The sequence below is a fragment of the Paeniglutamicibacter quisquiliarum genome, assembly GCF_019084045.1.
In the GTDB taxonomy this organism is placed as follows: domain Bacteria; phylum Actinomycetota; class Actinomycetes; order Actinomycetales; family Micrococcaceae; genus Paeniglutamicibacter; species Paeniglutamicibacter quisquiliarum.
Window position 1 is genome coordinate 13959 of sequence record NZ_JAHRED010000008.1, and the last position, 19037, is coordinate 32995.

Annotated in this window: 17 protein-coding genes; 6 read left to right on the top strand and 11 right to left on the bottom strand. The window is 69.4% G+C overall.

Translation table 11 applies throughout. The annotated features are described in order from the left end of the window. Positions 1 to 4: 4 nt before the first annotated feature. The 3 genes from KRR55_RS14350 to KRR55_RS14360 all read left to right on the top strand — a co-directional run bounded on the left by KRR55_RS14350 (position 5) and on the right by KRR55_RS14360 (position 3225). Positions 5 to 2143: a 3-hydroxyacyl-CoA dehydrogenase NAD-binding domain-containing protein gene (locus KRR55_RS14350; protein WP_217389802.1), complete on the top strand. Its 2139-nt coding sequence runs from the start codon at positions 5 to 7 to the stop codon at positions 2141 to 2143. A gap of 91 nt (positions 2144 to 2234) precedes the next feature. Beyond that, positions 2235 to 2666, top strand: coding sequence for a QcrA and Rieske domain-containing protein (locus KRR55_RS14355; protein WP_217389803.1), 432 nt, complete (start codon positions 2235 to 2237; stop codon positions 2664 to 2666). A gap of 79 nt (positions 2667 to 2745) precedes the next feature. After that, the gene (locus KRR55_RS14360; RefSeq protein ID WP_217389804.1) at positions 2746 to 3225 is read left to right on the top strand and encodes a Rieske (2Fe-2S) protein; all 480 of its coding nucleotides are present in this window, start codon (positions 2746 to 2748) and stop codon (positions 3223 to 3225) included. A gap of 35 nt (positions 3226 to 3260) precedes the next feature. On the opposite strand, the gene KRR55_RS14365 is transcribed toward KRR55_RS14360, so the two are convergent. The 6 genes from KRR55_RS14365 to KRR55_RS14390 all read right to left on the bottom strand — a co-directional run bounded on the left by KRR55_RS14365 (position 3261) and on the right by KRR55_RS14390 (position 9169). Continuing rightward, positions 3261 to 3923 (bottom strand): hypothetical protein, encoded by a 663-nt coding sequence (locus KRR55_RS14365; RefSeq protein ID WP_217389805.1) that lies wholly within the window; start codon positions 3921 to 3923, stop codon positions 3261 to 3263. A gap of 99 nt (positions 3924 to 4022) precedes the next feature. After that, entirely contained in the window at positions 4023 to 5417 is a 1395-nt protein-coding gene (locus tag KRR55_RS14370; protein WP_217389806.1) for an ATP-binding cassette domain-containing protein, read from the bottom strand. Then, positions 5414 to 6172: a CbiQ family ECF transporter T component gene (locus KRR55_RS14375; RefSeq protein WP_217389807.1), complete on the bottom strand. Its 759-nt coding sequence runs from the start codon at positions 6170 to 6172 to the stop codon at positions 5414 to 5416. The genes KRR55_RS14370 and KRR55_RS14375 overlap by 4 nt, the downstream gene beginning before the upstream one ends. 10 nt (positions 6173 to 6182) lie before the next feature. After that, entirely contained in the window at positions 6183 to 6989 is an 807-nt protein-coding gene (locus KRR55_RS14380; protein ID WP_217389808.1) for an ECF transporter S component, read from the bottom strand. Positions 6990 to 7117: 128 nt separating this feature from the next. After that, on the bottom strand, positions 7118 to 8182 hold the full coding sequence (locus KRR55_RS14385) for a nucleoside hydrolase (RefSeq protein WP_217389809.1): 1065 nt from the start codon (positions 8180 to 8182) through the stop codon (positions 7118 to 7120). Positions 8183 to 8185: 3 nt separating this feature from the next. Continuing rightward, positions 8186 to 9169, bottom strand: coding sequence for an aldo/keto reductase (locus KRR55_RS14390; protein WP_217389810.1), 984 nt, complete (start codon positions 9167 to 9169; stop codon positions 8186 to 8188). Positions 9170 to 9352: 183 nt separating this feature from the next. On the opposite strand from KRR55_RS14390, the gene argG reads away from it, so the two are divergent. Then, positions 9353 to 10780, top strand: a complete 1428-nt coding sequence (argG, locus tag KRR55_RS14395) for an argininosuccinate synthase (protein ID WP_217389811.1) — start codon at positions 9353 to 9355, stop codon at positions 10778 to 10780. 142 nt (positions 10781 to 10922) lie between these two features. Beyond that, positions 10923 to 11600: a maleylpyruvate isomerase family mycothiol-dependent enzyme gene (locus KRR55_RS14400; protein ID WP_254456247.1), complete on the top strand. Its 678-nt coding sequence runs from the start codon at positions 10923 to 10925 to the stop codon at positions 11598 to 11600. 63 nt (positions 11601 to 11663) lie between these two features. On the opposite strand, the gene KRR55_RS14405 is transcribed toward KRR55_RS14400, so the two are convergent. From KRR55_RS14405 to dxs, 3 genes are read right to left on the bottom strand one after another with little or no spacing between them, the layout of a single operon-like run. Then, positions 11664 to 12236 carry a hypothetical protein gene (locus tag KRR55_RS14405; protein WP_217389813.1) on the bottom strand — a complete coding sequence of 191 codons (573 nt, stop codon included), beginning with the start codon at positions 12234 to 12236 and terminating at the stop codon, positions 11664 to 11666. 13 nt (positions 12237 to 12249) lie between these two features. Further along, positions 12250 to 12849 (bottom strand): DUF402 domain-containing protein, encoded by a 600-nt coding sequence (locus KRR55_RS14410; protein ID WP_217389814.1) that lies wholly within the window; start codon positions 12847 to 12849, stop codon positions 12250 to 12252. Further along, a complete protein-coding gene (gene dxs / locus KRR55_RS14415; RefSeq protein ID WP_217389815.1) occupies positions 12846 to 14813 on the bottom strand; it encodes a 1-deoxy-D-xylulose-5-phosphate synthase in 1968 nt (655 codons plus the stop codon). Before dxs ends, KRR55_RS14410 begins: the two co-directional genes overlap by 4 nt. A gap of 204 nt (positions 14814 to 15017) precedes the next feature. Between dxs and KRR55_RS14420 the strand changes: the two genes are divergently transcribed. Next, on the top strand, positions 15018 to 15446 hold the full coding sequence (locus KRR55_RS14420; protein ID WP_217389816.1) for an arsenate reductase/protein-tyrosine-phosphatase family protein: 429 nt from the start codon (positions 15018 to 15020) through the stop codon (positions 15444 to 15446). A 129-nt stretch (positions 15447 to 15575) separates the two neighbouring features. Here KRR55_RS14420 and KRR55_RS14425 read toward each other — a convergent pair whose 3' ends face one another. After that, positions 15576 to 16037 carry a hypothetical protein gene (locus KRR55_RS14425; protein WP_217389817.1) on the bottom strand — a complete coding sequence of 154 codons (462 nt, stop codon included), beginning with the start codon at positions 16035 to 16037 and terminating at the stop codon, positions 15576 to 15578. Between the two features lie 244 nt (positions 16038 to 16281). Then, on the bottom strand, positions 16282 to 18987 hold the full coding sequence (gene acnA / locus KRR55_RS14430) for an aconitate hydratase AcnA (protein ID WP_336245128.1): 2706 nt from the start codon (positions 18985 to 18987) through the stop codon (positions 16282 to 16284). Positions 18988 to 19037 lie beyond the last annotated feature (50 nt).

Sequence of the window (19037 nt, forward strand, 5' to 3'; positions counted from 1 at the left end):
GGCCATGAGCCAGAGCACCATTGAAAGCTTCGCAGCCCTCGCCTCGCTGGTACCCCACGAGATCATCACCCACTCCCTGGTCGAAGACGTCCGGCTGCCCGGCGGGCGGACGATGGCGCTGCTGACCCTGGACAACGGGTTCGACCACACCAAGCCCACCACCCTGGGCCCCAACACCCTGCTGGAACTGCACGCGGCGCTGTCCGCGCAGAAGCAGCGCGCCGCAGCCGGGGAAATCCAGGCCCTGGGGCTCACCGGGAAGCCCCACTACCTCGTCGCCGGCGCCGACCTCAACGGCGTCAAGTCGCTGGCCTCCCCGGAAAACGGCGCCGCCATGGCAACCCTGGGCCACGCGGCCTACGACCTGCTGGCCGACCTCGGGGTCCCCACCTTCGCGTTCATCAACGGCGTCGCGCTGGGCGGCGGGCTGGAGATCGCCCTGGCCTGCACCTACCGCACCGTCTCCACCGGGGCCACCGGCATCGGGCTGCCCGAGGCCTTCATCGGGCTGGTCCCGGGCTGGGGCGGGGTCTACCGGCTCCCGCGCCTGACCGGGCCCGAGGCCGCGATGACCGTGATGATCGAAAACCCGCTGAACAACAACCGCTCCCTGGACGGCGCCGCCGCATTCAAGCTCGGCATTGCCGACGCATTGTTCGAACCCGCCGACTTCCTGGAGCAGTCCCTGCTCTGGGCCGACGGCGTGCTCACCGGCGCAACCACGGTGCAGCGCCCGAACGCCGTGGAGCCGAACGGCAACCCCGACATCGCCGCACGCTGGGCGGCCGCCGCGGCCAAGGCCCGGGCCTTCGTGGAGGCCAAGACCTCCAACGCAGCACCTGCACCTGCCAAGGTGCTGGAGGTCTTCGAGGCCGGCGCCACCATCACCCAGAAGGAATCCGCCGCACTGGAAATCGCGGCGCTGACCGAACTGATGCAAACCCACGCGTTCCACAACACCGTGTACGCGTTCCTCGACCTGGTGCAGAAGCGCTCCAAGCGCCCCGCCGGCGCCCCGGATGCCAAGCTGGCGCGGCCCGTGACCAAGGTCGGGGTGGTCGGCGCCGGGCTCATGGCCGGCCAGCTGGCCCTGCTCTTCGCCAAGAACCTCAAGGTCCCGGTGGTCATCACCGACATCGACGCCGCACGGGTCACCTCGGGGCTGGCCCACATCCACGGCGAGGTCGACAAGCAGCTCGCCAAGGGCCGCATCTCCAGCGACGCGGCCAACCGCACCAAGGCCCTGGTCACCGGCTCGGTGTCCAAGGACGCCTTCGCCGACGCCGACTTCGTCATCGAGGCGGTCTTCGAGGAACTGGCTGTCAAGAAGCAGGTCTTTGCCGAGGTCGAGGCCGTCGTCTCCCCCGAGTGCATCCTGGCCACCAACACTTCCTCACTCTCGGTCACCGAGATGGGCCGGGACCTGGCACACCCCGAACGCCTGGTGGGTTTCCACTTCTTCAACCCCGTGGCGCAGATGCCGCTGCTGGAAATCGTGCGCGCCGAGGCAACCGGCGAGGTGGCCCTGGCCACCGCGTTCGCCGTGGGCAAGGCGCTGCGCAAGACCAGCGTGCTGGTGGCGGACGAGGCCGCCTTCGTGGTGAACCGCATCCTGCTGCGCCTGATGGGCGAGGTCGCCAAGGCCTTCGATGACGGGACCGACGCCAAGGTGGCGGACACGGCACTGCGCCCCCTGGGGCTCCCCATGAGCCCGTTCACGCTGCTGGCGATGGTCGGGATCCCGGTGGCGCACCACGTCTCCGAATCGCTGCACGCCGCCTTCGGCGAGCGCTTCCACGTCTCGGGCAACCAGGAGGTGCTCATCTCCCACGGCATCAAGTCGCTCTGGGCACCTGCCGCCGACGGCGGGGAGGAGATTCCCTCCTCCACGCTGAAGCTGCTGTCCTTCGGGAACACCCCGAGCACCGGAGCGGAACTGCTACGGCGCACCCAGGACGCTCTGGCCCAGGAGATCGGGTTAATGCTCGCCGAGGGCGTGGTCGCGGGTCCCGAGGACATCGACCTGTGCATGGTCATGGGCGCGGGATGGCCCATGCACCTGGGCGGCATCACCCCGTACCTGGACCAGGTGGGCGCCTCCGAACGCGTCAACGGCGCGAAGTTCCACCGGGACCGGGGCTGATCCCGCTCCCGCCGCACCGGATGGGCCGCCGGAGGAAGATTCCTGCGGCCCATCCATCGACCTCGAATCGATTCTGCGCGACACTTTGGGTATGAAACAAAAGATCACTCTGCTGCCCACCCGCCGCAGTGTCATTGAGGCCTCGCTGGTTGCCGGCGCGGCGGTGACCTTGGTGTCATGCGGCTCCGGCGACAAGGCCCAGGACCTCCCCGAATCCACCGGCACGGCCACCGACGCGATCGACGCGGCGAAGCTGCCGGTGCAGGGCACCGCCTCCGTCACCGTCGACGGGCGCGGCTACCTGCTCTACCGCCCCGACGAGTCAACCGTCCTGGCCTACACCTCGGTGTGCACTCACCAGGGCTGCAAGGTCGGCACCGGCAGCGGCGAGGTCTTCGAGTGCCCCTGCCACGGCTCCCAGTTCTCCAAGACCGACGGCTCGGTCGCCCAGGGGCCGGCCAAGAAGTCGCTGGCGAGATTCGCCGCCGCCATCGAGGGCGACAAGGTCAAGATCTACCTCTGATCCGCCACTGCCGCGGGTGTAAGTGACATCGCACCCCGACTCGGCCCTTCCCGTGCGCGTGCATGGAATGATGGGGTGCATGAATCCGCTTTCCTCCCCCGGCACGCGCCGGGCCTTCGTCGGCACCACCGTGGCCGCCGGCGCCACCCTGGCCCTGGCCGCCTGCGGCGACGGTTCCTCCGCGGCGCCGAACAACGTGCCCTCAGCCCCGCCCGAGCCCGTCGGGGCGGGCACCGTCGTGGCGACCACCGCGGAATTGGCCGTTGGCACCCGGCTGGCGGTCTCCGCCGTGCGCACCCGGGGCGAGGAAGCCGGCCAGGAGGCGGGCTTTCTGCTTTTCCGTCCCAACCGCCATACCGTGCTGGCCTACACCGCGATTTGCACCCACCAGGGGTGCGCCGTGGGCGCGAAGGCGCCCGAGGGCGAGGCCTTCTACTGCTCCTGCCATGGCTCCTACTTCCAGCCCGAGGACGGCAAGGCCGTTGCGGGACCCGCACGCGGCGCGCTGGAGCGCTTCGCCGCGCAGATCAAGGGCGAGCAGGTCCTGCTCTTTATCTAGGTCCCGCCTTGCCCGGCCCCTCGACGGCAGGGCGGCTATCGCCCGTCGCCAAATCCGTGGGTCATGAAGTCGACGGTCGAGTCATCGAGCCCCGACAGCGAGAGCCAGCCGGCGTCGCTGGGGTCCCCGGGCACCCCGAACGCGGTGAGGCTCGCGCCCCAGCGGGTGCACACCAGCTCGTTGTCCGCGTTGACCCAGTGGGTGGCAACCAACAACCCATCCGCCCAGGCCTCAAAGCGCCGGGCGGTGAGGGTGGTGCCCAGCGGGATGGAAAGCTCCTCGGGCGGGCCGACCCGCCGGATGTGCGCATTGGGTTCCGCGGGAGGATGGACCCCGGGATCCAGCGCTTCCTGGCCCGCCTCGTTCAGGCGCCAGTACACCATCTGGTTTTCCGGGTCCTCGATGGCGCGCATCACCATGAGGATGTCGGCAAAGCTCGGCATGGAGTCCACGGGTGAACCCTGTGGTTCCCGGCGCATGAGCCGGGCCTGGTCCATGCTCCGGTCCCGGAACCAGCTCAGTTCCCAGCTATTGGCGGCCGGGTCCAGCCGCACCCGCGACTCGGCCCGGTAGGGTTCGACATCGTCCTCCACCAGGACGCGGGTCAGCAAGACATTCGATTCCAGGTTCCGGTAGAGGACCCCGATCCGCTGCCGGTCGCGAACCAGCACATCCCACCGCTCAAAATCCTTTGGCATGTTTTCTCCCGTGGCTCGTTGGCCCCCAAGAAATCCCACAATACCGGCCCGGAGGGCGGATTCGCCGCCCGGGGGTCCGTCCCGCCGCAACAGGAGGGCCTAGGCCCGGATGCCCCCTGGCGCTCCCAGCCGGTGCACGCGGTGCGCGGCGGCGGCCATGAACGCCTCGTCGTGGCTGGCGAGCAGCACGGCCCCGCCGCGCTCCAGCACGGCCCCCAGCGCCATGTGCAGCCGCTCCACCCCGTGCGCGTCCAGCGCCTCGGTCGGCTCGTCGAGCAGCAGCACCATCGGCTCGCGCACCAGCACCGTGGCCAGGGCCACGAGGCGGCGGGCGGAGGCAGGCAACTCGTAGGGGTGGGTGTCCGCCGCCGCGGCGAGCCCCAGCGCATCCAGCACCGCCGGGACGCGGGCCGCCTCCGGGCCGCGCCGGGGCAGGCCGAAGGCGACCTCGCGGTGGACGGTCCGCTCGAAGAGCTGGTCGGCGGGATTCTGCAGCAGCATCCCCACTGACCCGCCGGGGTTCGTTCGATGCACGATTTCTCCGGCGCCGGGGCGCAGCAGGCCGGCGGCGGCCTTGAGCACGGTGGTCTTCCCCGACCCGTTCGGCCCGGTGAGCGCGACACACTCACCGGCCCGCAGCCGCAGGTCCAGGCCGGCCACAATGGGCTCGGCCGAAGCGGCGTAGCCGAGGTCGACTCCGGCAAATTCAAGCAGGACCGACGCATGGGACAGCGGCCGGCGGTTCGCCGCGGTTGCGGTGCGGGGCGCCACGGCGGTGTCCGCCTCGTGGCAGCTTCCCCCGCGCAGGAACAACACCCGGTCGGCGCCGGCCGCGAGCCGGTCCCGGGAGCGGGTGAGCAATACCAGCGCGGTGCTTGCGGAGCGCAGCCGCCCGACCAGTGCCGAGACGCGGGCCGCCGCCGCGGCGTCAAGCCCTGCAAGCGGTTCGTCCAGGACCAGCACCGGCGGGGCGTCCAGGGCGAGCGCTGCCAGCGCCACGAGGCGTTCCTGCCCGCCGGAGAGCTTCCCCGGATCGCGGGGCAGCAAGGCGTGCAGCCCCAGCCGGTCCGCGAGCGCGGCGATCCGCTCCCGCATCCGCGCGCGCGGCACCCCGGCGTTCTCGAGGCCGAGGGCCAGTTCCTCCTCCACGGTTTCGCGCACCCCGGAGAGGTAGTGGCGGGCGTCCTGGGGCAGCATCCCGACCTGGCGGGCCCACCCCACCGGATCGATGCGCGGCCCGGCACCGGCGGTGTGGCGGATCTCCTGCCCGGCCAGGTGCAGCGTCGCCTCCAGCTCGTCGCCCCCGTGCCGCGGCAGCATCCCGGCCAGCACGGCGCCGAGCGTGGACTTTCCCGATCCGGAGTCCCCCGCGATCACCGTCAGCGATCCGGGCGCAAGGGACAGGTCGATGTCGCGCAGCGTGTCGCCTTCGGCCCCGGAATAGCTGAAGCGTTCCAGGGCCAGCCGCAGGACCGTGTCCCGGCCCGCGCTCATGCCAGCTCCATCCAGGTCGGGGCCAGGACCGCCAGCGGGCCCAGGACGATGCAGGCCATGGCAATGCGGCGCAGCCGGCGCTGTCCTGCCGAGTCCGGCACGCTGCGCAAGCGGGTGTGCGGCCCGGCGGCCGGGAAGCCGCGCGCGGCCAGGTGGGTGGAGCGGTCCGCTGCGTCCTGCAGGGCCGAGAGGACCAGCGGCACCGAGCGCAGCCTCACGCGCCGCCACCAGCCCAGCGGTCCGGCTCCCGCGGCGGCCCCGCGCAGCGCCTGCGCCTCCCCGATGGCCCGCTGCCGCTGCGCCAACCGGGGCAGCAGGGACAGCGTGGCCGCCACCAGGTAGCCCAGTTGCGGCGGGGCGCCGGAAAGGTCGACGGCGGCGACGAGGTCGTGCCGGTCGATCAACAGCGTGCACAGCAGCCCGGCGACCACCAGGACGGCGGTGCGCAGCCCCAGTTCGGCTGCAAGCCGCAGTCCCTCGGCGGTGATCCGCAGCGGGCCCGCGGCCGCCAGCACCTGGCTGCCGGCGGTGTCGACCATCCCGTGGATGAGCAGCTGGGATCCCCAGGCCGGTGCCAGGATGGCAGCGGCCAGCCCCGCCAGCCTGCGTGCGCGGCGCGCCCACACGGCCAGCAGCAGGCAGCCCAGCAACACCGTGCAGCTCAGCCACCAGCGGCCGGCCGCCGTGGTGGTGGCCACGACCGCCGCCGCGAGGGCGAGCACGGTGAAGGGATGCAGCGGCGCGGTGCGGGGCACGGGCACGTTCCTAGCGGGAGCCGCGGCGGCCAAGAACCCGGTAGCGGCGGACGAACGCGAATCCGGCGGTCAGCCGCCCGGGCAGCGCGTAGATGAGGAGCGCTGCGAGCAGGAAGACGATGGCCTTGTCCCCGGGATCCGAGATCAGCGCCTGCTTGGTGACGGCGCCCAGCAGCGAGTCGCCCATCGAGCGGAACGCGGCGACCAGGGCGCCGGTGCCGACCCCGGAGGTCCCGCCGAAGACGAACGCGGCGACGGGTGCGGAGAGCACGCCGACCAGCACGCCGGCGACAAGTCCGGCGACCGGGGCCAGGTAGGGGCGGCGCAGCGCGCCGAAGCGGGCGGCGGTTCCGGCCAGGAAGCCGACCAGTGCCGCACCCGCGGCGAAGGGCAGCACCGTCGGGTTGAACAGCGACCAGATGAGCGTGCCGAGCACGCCGGTGGCGGCGCCTGCCCGGCGTCCGGCCAGGAAGCCGACGAGCACGGTGCCCAGCGAGTCCAGGTAGAGCGGGATCATCACGGAGCCGACGAACTGGCCCAGCACGATGTTCAGCGCCAGGGCCACGGGGATCAGCGTGAGGGTGGCGACGGGAAGTTCGGGCAGCACGGCTGCCAGCAGCAGGATCGCGGCGGCCAGGTAGGCGGCGAAGGTGGCCAGGGCAACGCCCTGGCCGAGGCCGTCGATGAGGCCGGCCGGCTGGGTCAGGACCAGGGCGGTGTAGGTGCCCATCAGCAGGAGCACTCCGGCGGCGGCCATCAGCCGGCGGCGCAGCGGGTGCCCGGTGGCGTTCTCGGGCAGGGTCAGGTTCGGTGACATGGGGGTCATTCCTCGGGTGCGGGTGGGCGCCGCCGGGGATGCCGGTGGCGCCGGGAAGCGGGAACAGGGCCTAATGTCACCTCGGCCCGGAGAACGATTCTAGCCGACGCGGTCGGCGGCCGCTTCGCTCAGGAGGCCGTATCGATCCGCCGGGCCAGGGCACCGAGCCGCGCGACGAGCTCGGCGAACCCGGCTTCCGGGTCGTTCCAGGACACGACGTGCGCGTTGGCCGGCTTGCCCCAGAGCGAGCGGAAGTCCGCCACGGTGGTTCCGATGAGCAGCGGGGAGTCGGTTTCGACGTCCACGGTGGCAGGGGCGCTGCGGTACTCCAGGGTGCCGGCGGCGATCCCGGCCGCAAAGTAGTCGTGCACGTGGGCAATGTAGCCCTGGTCGTAGGCGCGGTGGAACTCGAAGTAGAAACGCAGGGCATCGGAGAGGTAGCGCACCAGCGGGTTCGGGGACGCGCTGCGCTTGCCTTCCGGGTCCCCGGGCAGCACGATCTCGGGTTCGGCGCAGCCGGCGGCGGCGGCCAGGTCGGTGAGCAACCCCGGGCGCATCTCGAAGCGCTCGGTGCTGTCCAGCGAGCACACGACCGGCAGCCTCTCTGCCTCCAGCCCGGCGGCGGCTGCAGCGGTGTAGGCGGCGTAGACCTCGGCGGCGGCATGCGGGTCGACGTGCGTGTTCCACTCCGCGGTCGGGGTGGTGTTGCCCTGGTGGTAGAAGGCCCCGCCCATGATCACCACCCGGCCCAGCAGCCACGGCAGCCTGGGTTCGCGGCGCAGGGCGAGCGCAAAGTTGGTCAGCGGGGCACTCAGCAGCGCGGTCAGTTCCCCGGGGGCGGCGCGCGCGGCCTCGATCCAATACTCGACGGCGTCATCCCGGTCCGTGCGCGCGGGGCCGGGATCCGGCAGCGTGGCATGGCCGACGCCCTGCGGGCCGTGGGTTTCCGGGGTGGTGACCAGCGGGACCGCCAGGGGTTCGCGCGCACCGATGAGCACCGGCACCTGGGGCTGCCCGCACAGCGCCAGCAGCGCCCGGTTGTTCGCGGCGACCCGGTCGGCGTCGACGTTTCCGGGCGAGGAGGTGACCGCCACGATTTCAACGTGCGGGCAGGCGGCCAGGTAGGCCAGGGCAAGTGCGTCGTCGATCCCGGTGTCGTTGTCGACCAGGATCCGGGTGCGCGGGAATGCCATGGCCTAGAAGAGCGCGATCTTGGGCACGGCGGGGAAGATCGCCTCCAGCTCGGCCAGGTCCCCGGCACCCGGCTTCCAGCCGGCGGAGTCGGCGTTTTGCCGCACCTGTTCGGGGCGGGTGGCCCCGGCGATGACGCTGGCGACCGAGGGCCGGGAGGCGAGCCAGGAGAAGGCGACCTGAAGTTCGGTCAGCCCGCGGGCGGCGGCGAACGCGCCGAAGTCGCGCAGCTGCCCGAAGTCCACGGTGTCCATCAGGTGCCTCCGGGCATGGGTCAGCCGGGAGCCCTCGGGGGCCGTGCCGCCGGAGTACTTGCCGGTGAGCAGTCCGTTGGCCAGCGGGAAGTACGGCAGCAGGCCCAGCGAATAGGCCTCGGCCGCGGGCGCGACCTCGAGCTCGGCGCGGCGATCCAACAGGTTGTAGTGGTTCTGCGAGGAGATGAAGCGCGCCCCGCCGGCGGCGCGGGCGGTGAACTCGGCCTCCGCGATCTGCCATCCGGCGCGGTTCGAATGCCCGAGGTAGCGCACCTTGCCGGAGCGGACCAGGTCATCGAGCGCCGCGAGGGTCTCGGCGATGGGGGTCAGCGGGTCAGGGGTGTGGAATTGGTACAGGTCGATGTACTCGGTGCCCAGGCGCCGCAGCGAGGCTTCCACGGCGCGGACGATGTAGCGGCGCGAGCCGCGGGCACCGAAGTCGTTGCCGTTGGCCCCACCCATGTCCATGCCGAACTTCGTGCCGATCACGACCTCGTCGCGGCGCTTGCCCAGAGCCTTGCCGAGCATGGTTTCCGAGAGCCCGGGCTCCCTGCCGTAGGTGTCGGCCACGTCGAAGAATGTGATTCCGGACTCAAGGGCGGCGTCGATGACGGCGTCGGTTCCGGCTTGGTGCTCGGTTGCGGTGCCGGCACGGCCCAGGTTGTTGCAGCCGAGCCCGACGGCCGAAACCACCAGCCCGGAATTGCCCAAACGGCGATACTCCACAGTGCTCATAAGGATTCATCCCTTCAAATAATTATGCATACGGTGCCGCCCGCGCAGGCGCCACCGGCACGGGCCCGTGACCACGGCCCCCGGAAAACTCAAGTATGGCCTGCTTTTCGGGCCGTTGCATGTCGCCCTGCAGACTTGTCATTGTTCCGCGGAAACTCCCTTGCACGCTATAGGATGGGGAGCATGTCTAAAGTCCTCACCTCCCTGCCCGTTGGCGAACGCGTAGGTATCGCGTTCTCCGGTGGCCTTGATACTTCCGTCGCAGTTGCCTGGATGCGTGAAAAGGGTGCGATCCCTTACACGTACACCGGCGACCTTGGCCAGTACGATGAACCGAATATTGATGCAGTCCCCGGCCGCGCCCTGGAATACGGCGCCGAGGCCGCACGCCTGGTCGACTGCAAGCCGGCCCTGGTCGAAGAGGGCCTGGTGGCCCTGGCCTGCGGCGCCTTCCACATCCGCTCCGGCGGCAAGGCCTACTTCAACACCACCCCGCTGGGCCGCGCCGTGACCGGCACCCTGCTGGTGCGTGCCATGCGCGAAGACGGCGTGGACGTGTGGGGCGACGGCTCGACCTACAAGGGCAACGACATCGAGCGGTTCTACCGCTACGGACTGCTCTCCAACCCGAAGCTGCGCATCTACAAGCCGTGGCTCGACCCGGCCTTCGTCCAGGAACTCGGCGGCCGCTCGGAAATGAGCGAATGGCTCGTCGAGCGCGACTTCCCGTACCGCGACTCGGCCGAGAAGGCCTACTCCACCGACGCCAATATCTGGGGCGCCACCCACGAGGCCAAGACCCTCGAGCTGCTCAACACCTCCCTGGAGTCGGTTGAGCCGATCATGGGCGTGCGCTACTGGGACGAGTCGGTCGAGGTCAAGACCGAAGACGTTTCGGTGACCTTCGAGGCCGGCCGCCCGGTCGCCATCAACGGCGTGGTCTTCACCGACGCCGTCGCCCTGGTTGACGAAGCCAACAAGATCGGTGGCCGCCACGGCCTGGGCATGAGCGACCAGATCGAGAACCGCATCATCGAGGCCAAGTCCCGCGGCATCTACGAGGCGCCGGCCATGGCGTTGCTGCACATCACCTACGAGCGCCTGCTCAACGCGATCCACAACGAAGACACCGTGGCCAACTACCACGCAGAGGGCCGCCGCCTGGGCCGCCTGATGTACGAGGGCCGCTGGCTGGACCCGCAGGCACTGATGCTGCGCGAGTCCCTGCAGCGCTGGGTCGGCTCCGCCGTCACCGGCACCGTCACCGTGCGCCTGCGCCGCGGCGACGACTACACCGTGCTCGACACCGTGGGCCCGAACCTCAGCTACCACCCGGACAAGCTGTCCATGGAGCGCGTGGGCGACTCGGCCTTCGGCCCGCTGGACCGCATCGGCCAGCTGACCATGCGCAACCTGGACATCGCCGATTCCCGCTCGCGCCTGGAGCAGTACGCGAACCAGGGCCTGCTGGGCGAGAAGACCGTGAAGCTGGTCGGCGAGCTGGAGGCCGGCGGAGCCTCGGCGATCGTCGATGCCGAGGCTGTTGACGCCGACGAGCTCGCAGGCGACCGCGCCCTGGAGCGCGCCGCCTTCGATTCGGGCACCGACTAAGTAGCAACACCGGCGGCCTGTTGAGGCGGCCATGGCGGGCGGGATCCTTTTGCCGAGAAATCGGCGAGGGACCCCGCCCGCTTTTTCATCCCCCGGCCACGGCTTGCTAGACTCCGGTCCATACGCCGAGATCGGAGAATCCTTGACCAGGAACACCGCACGCCGCCAACTATGGAACGCTGCACACGTTGAGCGCGCCGTCCTTGCCGAGGACCTCGCCACGCTCGAGGACTCCCAATGGGCCACACCCTCGCTGTGCGGCCGCTGGAGCGTCAGGGAAACCCTGGCCCACCTCACCGCCGCGGCAAGCATCGGACCGGCGCGTTGGTTCGGCAGCGTCCTGGGTGCCCGGTTCGACTTCGACCTGCACAACGACAGGCGGCTGGCCGAACATCTCGGTGCCACCCCGGCCCAGACGCTCGAGGGCTTCAATGAAATCATCACCAGCACCACCGCGACCTTCGGTCCGGTCGAGGCCTGGCTGGGCGAGGTCATCATCCACTCCCAGGACATCCGCCATCCGTTGGGGATCGCGCAACGAGTAGGAATCGAGGCCGCAACGGCCGTTGCGGGCTTCCTGGCCAAGGGCGACTTCACCGTCCCCAGCAAGACCAACGCCGCAGGATTGCGCCTCGAGGCCACCGACGGCCCGTTCGCGATCGGCGACGGCCCCCTGGTAGCCGGCACCACCATGGCGCTGGTGATGGCCATGGCCGGACGCGGCGCCTATTGCGACGAGCTCACGGGCCCCGGCGTCCAGGCCCTGCGCGCCCGCTGCCTCCCGCCGCCAGGCACCGGGACGCAGGATCGCAGGGCCTGAGGAGCCCCGGGCAGCACGATGCCCGGCAACGATTCCTCGCTGCCGGGCATCGGGTCGGGGTTGCTAGGCCAGGGTGAACGGCGCCTTGGCCGGCAGCGGGTAGGCCTGCCTGGCCTTCTCGACGTCCTCGAACGGCGCGGTCGCAATCGACAGCTTGGTGAAGTCCAGCTTGGCCTCGCGCAGGCACGTCTTGATGGCAGCAACTGCCTTCTTGGGCTCCGGGGAGAGGATGCGGATGTTCAGCTTGTGCGGGGCGTAGTCGGAGGACTCCACGGTGCCCAGGCCGCGCCAGGCCAGGTGGCCGACGAGTGCTTCCTTCGCGGTGGTTTCCAGGTACTTGTCCCTGTCGGTGCCGGTGGCGGTCTTCAGCGCGTACTGCACGATGACCCACCCCTGGTCTTCCTCGGCCAGCGGCACGAAGCCGTCCTCCTGGCAGGCCTCGGTGAACGCCGCCAGCAGTCCCTCGGCCGTCGCCGCGGTGACGTCCTTGGCGGTCTCGGTCTTGGACTGGTGCCCCACGGTGCCGTGGTTCACGACGAACTGGCCGAGCTCCTCGCCCTCGTAGGTGGAGAACCAGGCCTCGCGGAAGTACATGGTTCCGTCTTCGTCGCGGCGGTAGGTGCGGACTATTGACATGCGGTGGTGCTCCTTAGCGGGATGATGCGTCTGAAAATGCGGTGCGGCCGCGGACCAGCCAGCCGGTCGCGGTGCCGTCGTAGGGGGCGCGCGACTCACTGAGGGAACTAAGCAGCGCCCTGGCCTCGTCGCCGATGGACTCCACGAGTTCCCGCGGATAGTCCATGAGGGCGGCGTGCTCCGCGAATTCGTCCTCGTCGTCAAGGAAGATCCCGCGTGAGCGCGAATCTATGACATCGAGGTCCATGTCCACGGAGTTCGCTTCCCACCCGCCGCGGGAAAGTTCCCGCCAGCCGATCTGGGTGGACAGGTCCAGGTACACGCGGAAGTCCTCGGCGGGGTCGTCGTAGAAGGTGCCCAGCCACTGCCCGGCGCGCGGAACCAGGCACACCGCGTCGGTGTCGGCCCAGTGCCCGTGGCCCGGGCGCGAGACCAGGGAGCCGGCGGGCTGGTAGATCCAGTGGCCATGGGCATCCGCGCCGAGGTAGCGCCCGGGAACCACCCAGTGCGGGGTCCCGTTGTATTTCCAGGCGCGCACCACCACCAGGTCCCCGGGGACGGCCCCGGCCGGGTCCCGGGGCAGGTTCGCGGGCACGGGCGCTGCGGCGCTCACAGCTGCGGGATCTGTCCGGTGGGCATCTCGGCCCCCGGCAGCGGACGGGCGAAGGGGACCTTGGTGCCCAGCACCTGGGCCAGGGTGTCGTTCGCGATCCGGTCGGCGGTCAGCCCCACCCGCTCCATGACCTGGTCGCGGGTTCCGTGGGCGAGGAACTCGGTGGGCAGGCCCACCTCGTTCAGGGCGGTGTCGACTCCGGCGGCCCGCATTTCCTGGCGGATGCGCGAACCCACGCCGCCGGCGCGGACCCCGTCCTCGACGCAGACCACGATGCGGTGGCGGGCGGCCAGGCCGATGATGGAGCGCGGCACCGGCAGCACCCAGCGCGGGTCGACCACCGTGACGGTGATGCCCTGGGCGTTCAGGCGCGCGGCGACGTCCAGGCAGAGTTCGCTCATGGCACCCACCGAGACGATGAGCACGTCGCGTTCCTCGCCGGAGCCGAGCTTGGCCAGCACGTCCACCCCGTCGTGCAGGCGCTGGATCGCCACGATCTCCGCACCGACATTGCCCTTGGAGAAGCGCACGACCGAGGGTGCGTCGGAAATGGCCACCGCCTCGCGCAATTCCTCGCGCAGCCGCACCGCGTCGCGGGGGGCTGCGAGGTTCAGGTTGGGCACGATCTGCATCAGGGCCATGTCCCACATGCCGTGGTGGCTGGGCCCGTCCGGCCCGGTGACCCCGGCACGGTCAAGCACGACGGTGACGCCGGCCTTGTGCAGGGCGACGTCCATGAGCAGCTGGTCGAACGCCCGGTTCAGGAAGGTCGCGTAGACGCAGACCACGGGGTGCAGGCCGCCGAAGGCAAGGCCCGCGGCCGAGGTCATGGCATGCTGTTCGGCGATTCCCACGTCCAGCACGCGTTCGGGGTGCCGCTCGGACATGGTCTTCAGGCCCACCGGCTGCAGCATCGCGCCGGTGATCGCCACGATGTCCGGGCGCTCATCGGCGATGTCGGCGATCTCCTCGCCGAAGACCGAGGTCCAGGAACGCGCCGAGGCCTTGGAGACCGGTTCGCCGGTCTGCGGGTCGATGACCCCGACGGCGTGGAACTGGTCGGCCTCGTCGGCGCGGGCCGGGGCGTAGCCGCGGCCCTTTTCGGTCAGTGCGTGCACGATGACCGGTCCGCCGAAGTTGCGGGCCTGCTGCAGCGCCTGGTCGACGGCGGCCTGGTTGTGCCCGTCGATGGGGCCGATGTATTTCATGCCCAGGTCCTCGAAGAGGCCCTGGGGTGCCCACCAGTCCTTGATGCCCTTCTTGGTGGCATGCAGGGACTTGTAGGTGAACTGGCCCACGGGGCCGGAGTCCTTCAGGCGGTTCTTCAGCCTGTCCATGGTGTTTTCGTAGGCCGGGTGCGTGCGGAACATGTCCAGGCGCTGGCGCAGCCCGGCCAGTTGGTCGGCGAGGCCGCCGATGGTCGGGGCGTAGGAGCGGCCGTTGTCATTGACCACGATGACCACGCGGCGGTCCTTGTCGGCGGCGATGTTGTTCACTGCCTCCCAGGCCATGCCGCCGGTCAGGGCGCCGTCGCCGACCAGGGCCACAACGTAGCGGTCGGCTTCCCCGGTGAGCTTGCGGGCGCGGGAGATCCCGTCGGCCCAGGACAGCGAGGAGGAGGCGTGGGAGGACTCGACGATGTCGTGCACGGACTCGGCACGTTCGGGATAGCCGGAGAGCCCGCCGGCCTGGCGCAGCGTGGAGAAGTCCTGGCGTCCGGTCAGCAGCTTGTGCACGTAGGACTGGTGCCCGGTGTCGAAGATGATGGAGTCGGTGGGTGAATCAAAGACCCGGTGGATGCCCAGGGTCAGCTCGACCACGCCGAGGTTGGGGCCCAGGTGGCCCCCGGTGCGGGCCACGTTCTTGATCAGGAAGGAGCGGATTTCCTTGGCCAGCTGGTGCATTTTAGCCGCGTCCAGGCCACGCAGGTCCCGCGGTTCCTTGATGGTCGGGAGCAGTGGCACGGAGGCATTCCTTTCGCAGTGGCAAATACCCGTTCAATCTTACCGCTCGTCCCTTGCCGCCGGGCACCATGGCGGTGCACGCCACAATGTCCCGCCCCGCCCCCCGCGGGTGTTGGCCCGGCGGGGCCGCCCTTGCGTAGGATCATGTTGTGGGCAAACCACGTCCTTCAGCACCCCCTACCGCGACCAAGGATCCCCAGAGCCATGAGCACTTCGCACCCCCGGACCCCCTCGGTCCTCTTTGTCTGCAACACCAATGGAGGCAAGTCCCAGCTGGCCGCGGCGCTGCTGCGCCAGGCGGCCGGCGATGCGGTGGCGGTGGAATCCGCCGGGCTTATTCCGGCCCACCACATCAACGAGCTTGCAGCCTCGGTGGTTGAGGAAGTCGGCGCCGACATGCGTGCCGAGGTCCCCACCGCGTTGACCGAGGAGGCGCTGCGCGCCGCGGACCGGGTCATCATCGTCGGCGGGGCGAAGGTTCCCGAGCTCGAGGGCGTCGCCATGGAGCGCTGGGTTCCCGCCGAGGCCCCCGCTGGCCTGGCCACCGAACGGGAGCGCATGGAATTCCTGCGGGATGACATTGCCGCTCGGGTGGCGGCGTTGAACGACGAGCTCGGGACCGCAACCGTCTAGTCGCCATTGTCCCGGAGCCGCACTTCGAAGCCGTCGCGGGCCGGGCATCCACGAATGAGGCCGCCCCCGCTCTCCCCCGGGCCAACGAACGCCGGGACCACCCCACGGTGGCCTTGGTGATGGCACAGGTCAGTGCCCGGCGGCGCCGTCGTCCCGGTCCACCCGTCCACCGCCGGTTCCGTCCGCCCTCCTTGGCTGGCGGGGATCGTCGGCCGGGTCCCGTGGTGCGACGGAGCCGTCGAGATCCCGGCCGTCCCCGGGTTCGGCATCCGGGTCAAGCGATTGGGCCCTGGTGGCCTGTTCATGGGCGCTGGCGCGTGCCGACTGGGCGTCCGCGGTCTGGTTGCGCGCCTCTGCCTGCAGGCGATCCGCGTCAACCTGGGCCTGTTTGGCGTCTGCGGCCGCCCGGGCGGCCTTGGCCTCGCTCTCCCGGGCATTGAGCTCGTCGTCTGCCGCCGACTCGCGGAGGGTTTCCGCCCGCTCGTGGTCCTTCTCCTTCTTCCGCCGCTGGCCAAGGAAAAACACGAGTCCAAGGACTGCCAAGACGACAACGATGATGACGATGGTCCACACCAGCTGGCCTGAATCCATGATTTTCGACCTCGTTCCAATTGCAGCAATGGGTGTGGGACCAGTAAAGCCCAAAACAGGAACGGCCGCCATGGATATGCCGCCGCCCATCGCGCTGCCCCGAGGCGAACTCTTGTTTCCCGCGATTCCCTGGACGTTGAAGAAGCCAAGGGCGCCAAGGCCGGGTTAAAGACCGCAAGGGCGGGCCGTTCCGGATTTCTCCGGTACGGCCCGCCCTTGCGAGCGTGGATCTGGCGCTAACCGATTAGTTGGCGGAGATCTGACGCAGGACGTATTGCAGGATGCCACCGTTGCGGTAGTAGTCTGCCTCGCCCGGGGTGTCGATGCGCAGGACGGCATCGAAGGAGACGCTCTTGCCGTCTTCCGCCACGGCGGTGACCTTCAGGGTCTTGGGGGTGGTGCCGTTGTTGAGTTCGGTCACTCCCTCGACGGAGAAGGTCTCGGTGCCGGTCAGGCCCAGGGTCTCGGCGTTTTCGCCGGCCGGGAACTGCAGCGGGAGAACGCCCATGCCGATCAGGTTCGAGCGGTGGATGCGCTCGAACGACTCGGTGATGACGGCCTTGACGCCCAGCAGCGCGGTGCCCTTGGCAGCCCAGTCACGCGAGGAGCCGGAACCGTATTCCTTGCCGCCCAAGACGACCAGCGGGGTGCCGGCTTCCTTGTAGTTCTGCGCAGCGTCGTAGACGTAGGCCTGCGGAGCACCTTCCTGGGTGAAGTCGCGAGTGAAGCCGCCCTCGACGTTGTCCAGGATCTGGTTGCGGATGCGGATGTTCGCGAACGTGCCGCGAATCATGACCTCGTGGTTGCCACGGCGCGAGCCGTAGGAGTTGAAGTCCTTGCGGTCCACGCCGTTGGCCAGCAGGTACTGGCCGGCCGGGGAATCGGACTTGAAGGAACCCGCCGGGGAGATGTGGTCGGTGGTGACCGAATCGCCCAGCTTCAGCAGTACGCGCGCACCGGAAATGTCCTCGACAGGAGCCGGGGTTGCCTGCATGCCCTCGAAGTATGGGGGCTTGCGGACGTAGGTCGAATCCTCGGCCCACTCGAAGGTGTTGCCTGCCGGGGTGTCGAGCGCCTTCCAGCGATCGTCGCCGTCAAAGACGCCCTCGTAGCCGCGGGCGAACATGCCCTCGTCGATGGAGGAATCGATGGTCGCCTGGACCTCGGTCGGGGTCGGCCAGATGTCCTTGAGGAACACCTCGTTGCCGGCCTCGTCGGTGCCCAGGGAATCGTTCTCGAAGTCGAAGTCCATGGTGCCGGCCAGGGCGTAGGCGATGACCAATGGCGGGGACGCCAGGTAGTTCATCTTCACGTCCGGGTTGATGCGTCCTTCGAAGTTGCGGTTGCCCGAGAGCACCGCGGTGGCGGAGAGGTCGTGGGCCTGGATGGCCTCGGAGATCTCAGCGTCCAACGGGCCGGAGTTGCCGATGCAGGTTGCGCAGCCGTAGCCCACGATGAAGAAGCCGAGCTTCTCCAGGTACGGCATGAGGCCGGACTTCTCGTAGTACTCGGTGACGACCTTCGAGCCCGGGGCGACCGAGGTCTTGACCCACGGCTTGGCCACGAGGCCCTTTTCCACTGCCTTGCGTGCCAGCAGTGCTGCGGCAAGCATGACCGAGGGGTTGGACGTGTTGGTGCAGGAGGTGATCGAGGCGATGGAAACCAGGCCGTGGTCGATCGAGAAGGACGTTCCGTCGGCCTTGGTGACCTCAACGCTGGTCGACGGGCGACCAATGTTCAGCTCGTCGGCTGCGCCTGCGGCGTAGTTGTGGATGTCCTTGCGGAACTGCTCCTTCGCGCTGGAGAGCTCGATGCGGTCCTGGGGACGCTTCGGGCCGGCGATGGAGGGAACCACGGTGGACAGGTCCAACTCGAGGAACTCGGAGAAGCGGATCTCGCGGCTCGGGTCGTGCCACAGGCCCTGCTCCTTGGCGTAGGCCTCGACGAGGTCCACGTTCTCCTGGGAGCGGCCAGTCAGGCGCAGGTAGTCCAGGGTGACATCGTCAATCGGGAACATGGCCGCAGTGGAACCGAATTCCGGGGACATGTTGCCGATGGTCGCGCGGTTTGCCAGCGGAACCTCGGCAACGCCCTGTCCGTAGAACTCCACGAACTTGCCCACAACTCCGTGCTTGCGCAGCATCTCGGTGATGGTCAGCACAACGTCGGTGGCGGTGGCGCCGGCGGCGATCGCGCCGGAGAGCTTGAAGCCCACCACGCGCGGGATCAGCATGGAAACCGGCTGGCCGAGCATTGCTGCCTCGGCCTCGATGCCGCCCACGCCCCAGCCCAGCACGCCCATGCCGTTGACCATGGTGGTGTGCGAGTCGGTGCCGACGCAGGTGTCCGGGTAGGCACGCAGCACGCCGCCGACCTCGCGGGTCATCACGGTGCGGGCCAGGAACTCGATGTTCACCTGGTGCACGATGCCGGTGCCCGGCGGGACGACCTTGAAGTCGTCAAACGCGGTCTGGCCCCAGCGCAGGAACTGGTAACGCTCGCCGTTGCGCTGGTACTCGATCTCCATGTTGCGCTCGAGCGCACCGGCGTTGCCGAATGCGTCGATCTGCACGGAGTGGTCGATGACCATTTCGGCAGGTGCCAACGGGTTCACGCGGGTGGGGTCGCCACCAAGGTCCTTGACGGCCTCGCGCATCGTGGCGAGGTCAACGATGCACGGAACACCGGTGAAGTCCTGCATCAAGACGCGTGCCGGGGTGAACTGGATTTCGGTGTTGGGTTCGGATGCGGGATCCCACTGGCCCAGGGCCTTGACGTGGTCCGCGGTGATGTTCGCACCGTCTTCGGTGCGAAGCAGGTTCTCCAACAGAACCTTGAGGCTGTACGGAAGGCTTTGCGCACCTTCGACGGCGTTCAGCCGGTAAATTTCATATTCGTTGCCCTTGACGTCCAATACGCCCTTGGCACCAAAACTGTCCACATTGCTCACGGGGACTCCTCTCGCCGGATTCTTCATCTTCGTTGCACGCCCACAAGGAA

Bases quoted from the DNA above. Each gene is read 5' to 3' on its own strand.
- KRR55_RS14350 (WP_217389802.1), top strand. From the start codon at position 5: ATGAGCCAGAGCACCATTGAAAGCTTCGCAGCCCTCGCCTCGCTGGTA.
- KRR55_RS14355 (WP_217389803.1), top strand. From the start codon at position 2,235: ATGAAACAAAAGATCACTCTGCTGCCCACCCGCCGCAGTGTCATTGAG.
- KRR55_RS14360 (WP_217389804.1), top strand. From the start codon at position 2,746: ATGAATCCGCTTTCCTCCCCCGGCACGCGCCGGGCCTTCGTCGGCACC.
- KRR55_RS14365 (WP_217389805.1), bottom strand. From the start codon at position 3,923: ATGCCAAAGGATTTTGAGCGGTGGGATGTGCTGGTTCGCGACCGGCAG.
- KRR55_RS14370 (WP_217389806.1), bottom strand. From the start codon at position 5,417: ATGAGCGCGGGCCGGGACACGGTCCTGCGGCTGGCCCTGGAACGCTTC.
- KRR55_RS14380 (WP_217389808.1), bottom strand. From the start codon at position 6,989: ATGTCACCGAACCTGACCCTGCCCGAGAACGCCACCGGGCACCCGCTG.
- KRR55_RS14385 (WP_217389809.1), bottom strand. From the start codon at position 8,182: ATGGCATTCCCGCGCACCCGGATCCTGGTCGACAACGACACCGGGATC.
- KRR55_RS14390 (WP_217389810.1), bottom strand. From the start codon at position 9,169: ATGAGCACTGTGGAGTATCGCCGTTTGGGCAATTCCGGGCTGGTGGTT.
- argG (WP_217389811.1), top strand. From the start codon at position 9,353: ATGTCTAAAGTCCTCACCTCCCTGCCCGTTGGCGAACGCGTAGGTATC.
- KRR55_RS14405 (WP_217389813.1), bottom strand. From the start codon at position 12,236: ATGTCAATAGTCCGCACCTACCGCCGCGACGAAGACGGAACCATGTAC.
- KRR55_RS14420 (WP_217389816.1), top strand. From the start codon at position 15,018: ATGAGCACTTCGCACCCCCGGACCCCCTCGGTCCTCTTTGTCTGCAAC.
- KRR55_RS14425 (WP_217389817.1), bottom strand. From the start codon at position 16,037: ATGGATTCAGGCCAGCTGGTGTGGACCATCGTCATCATCGTTGTCGTC.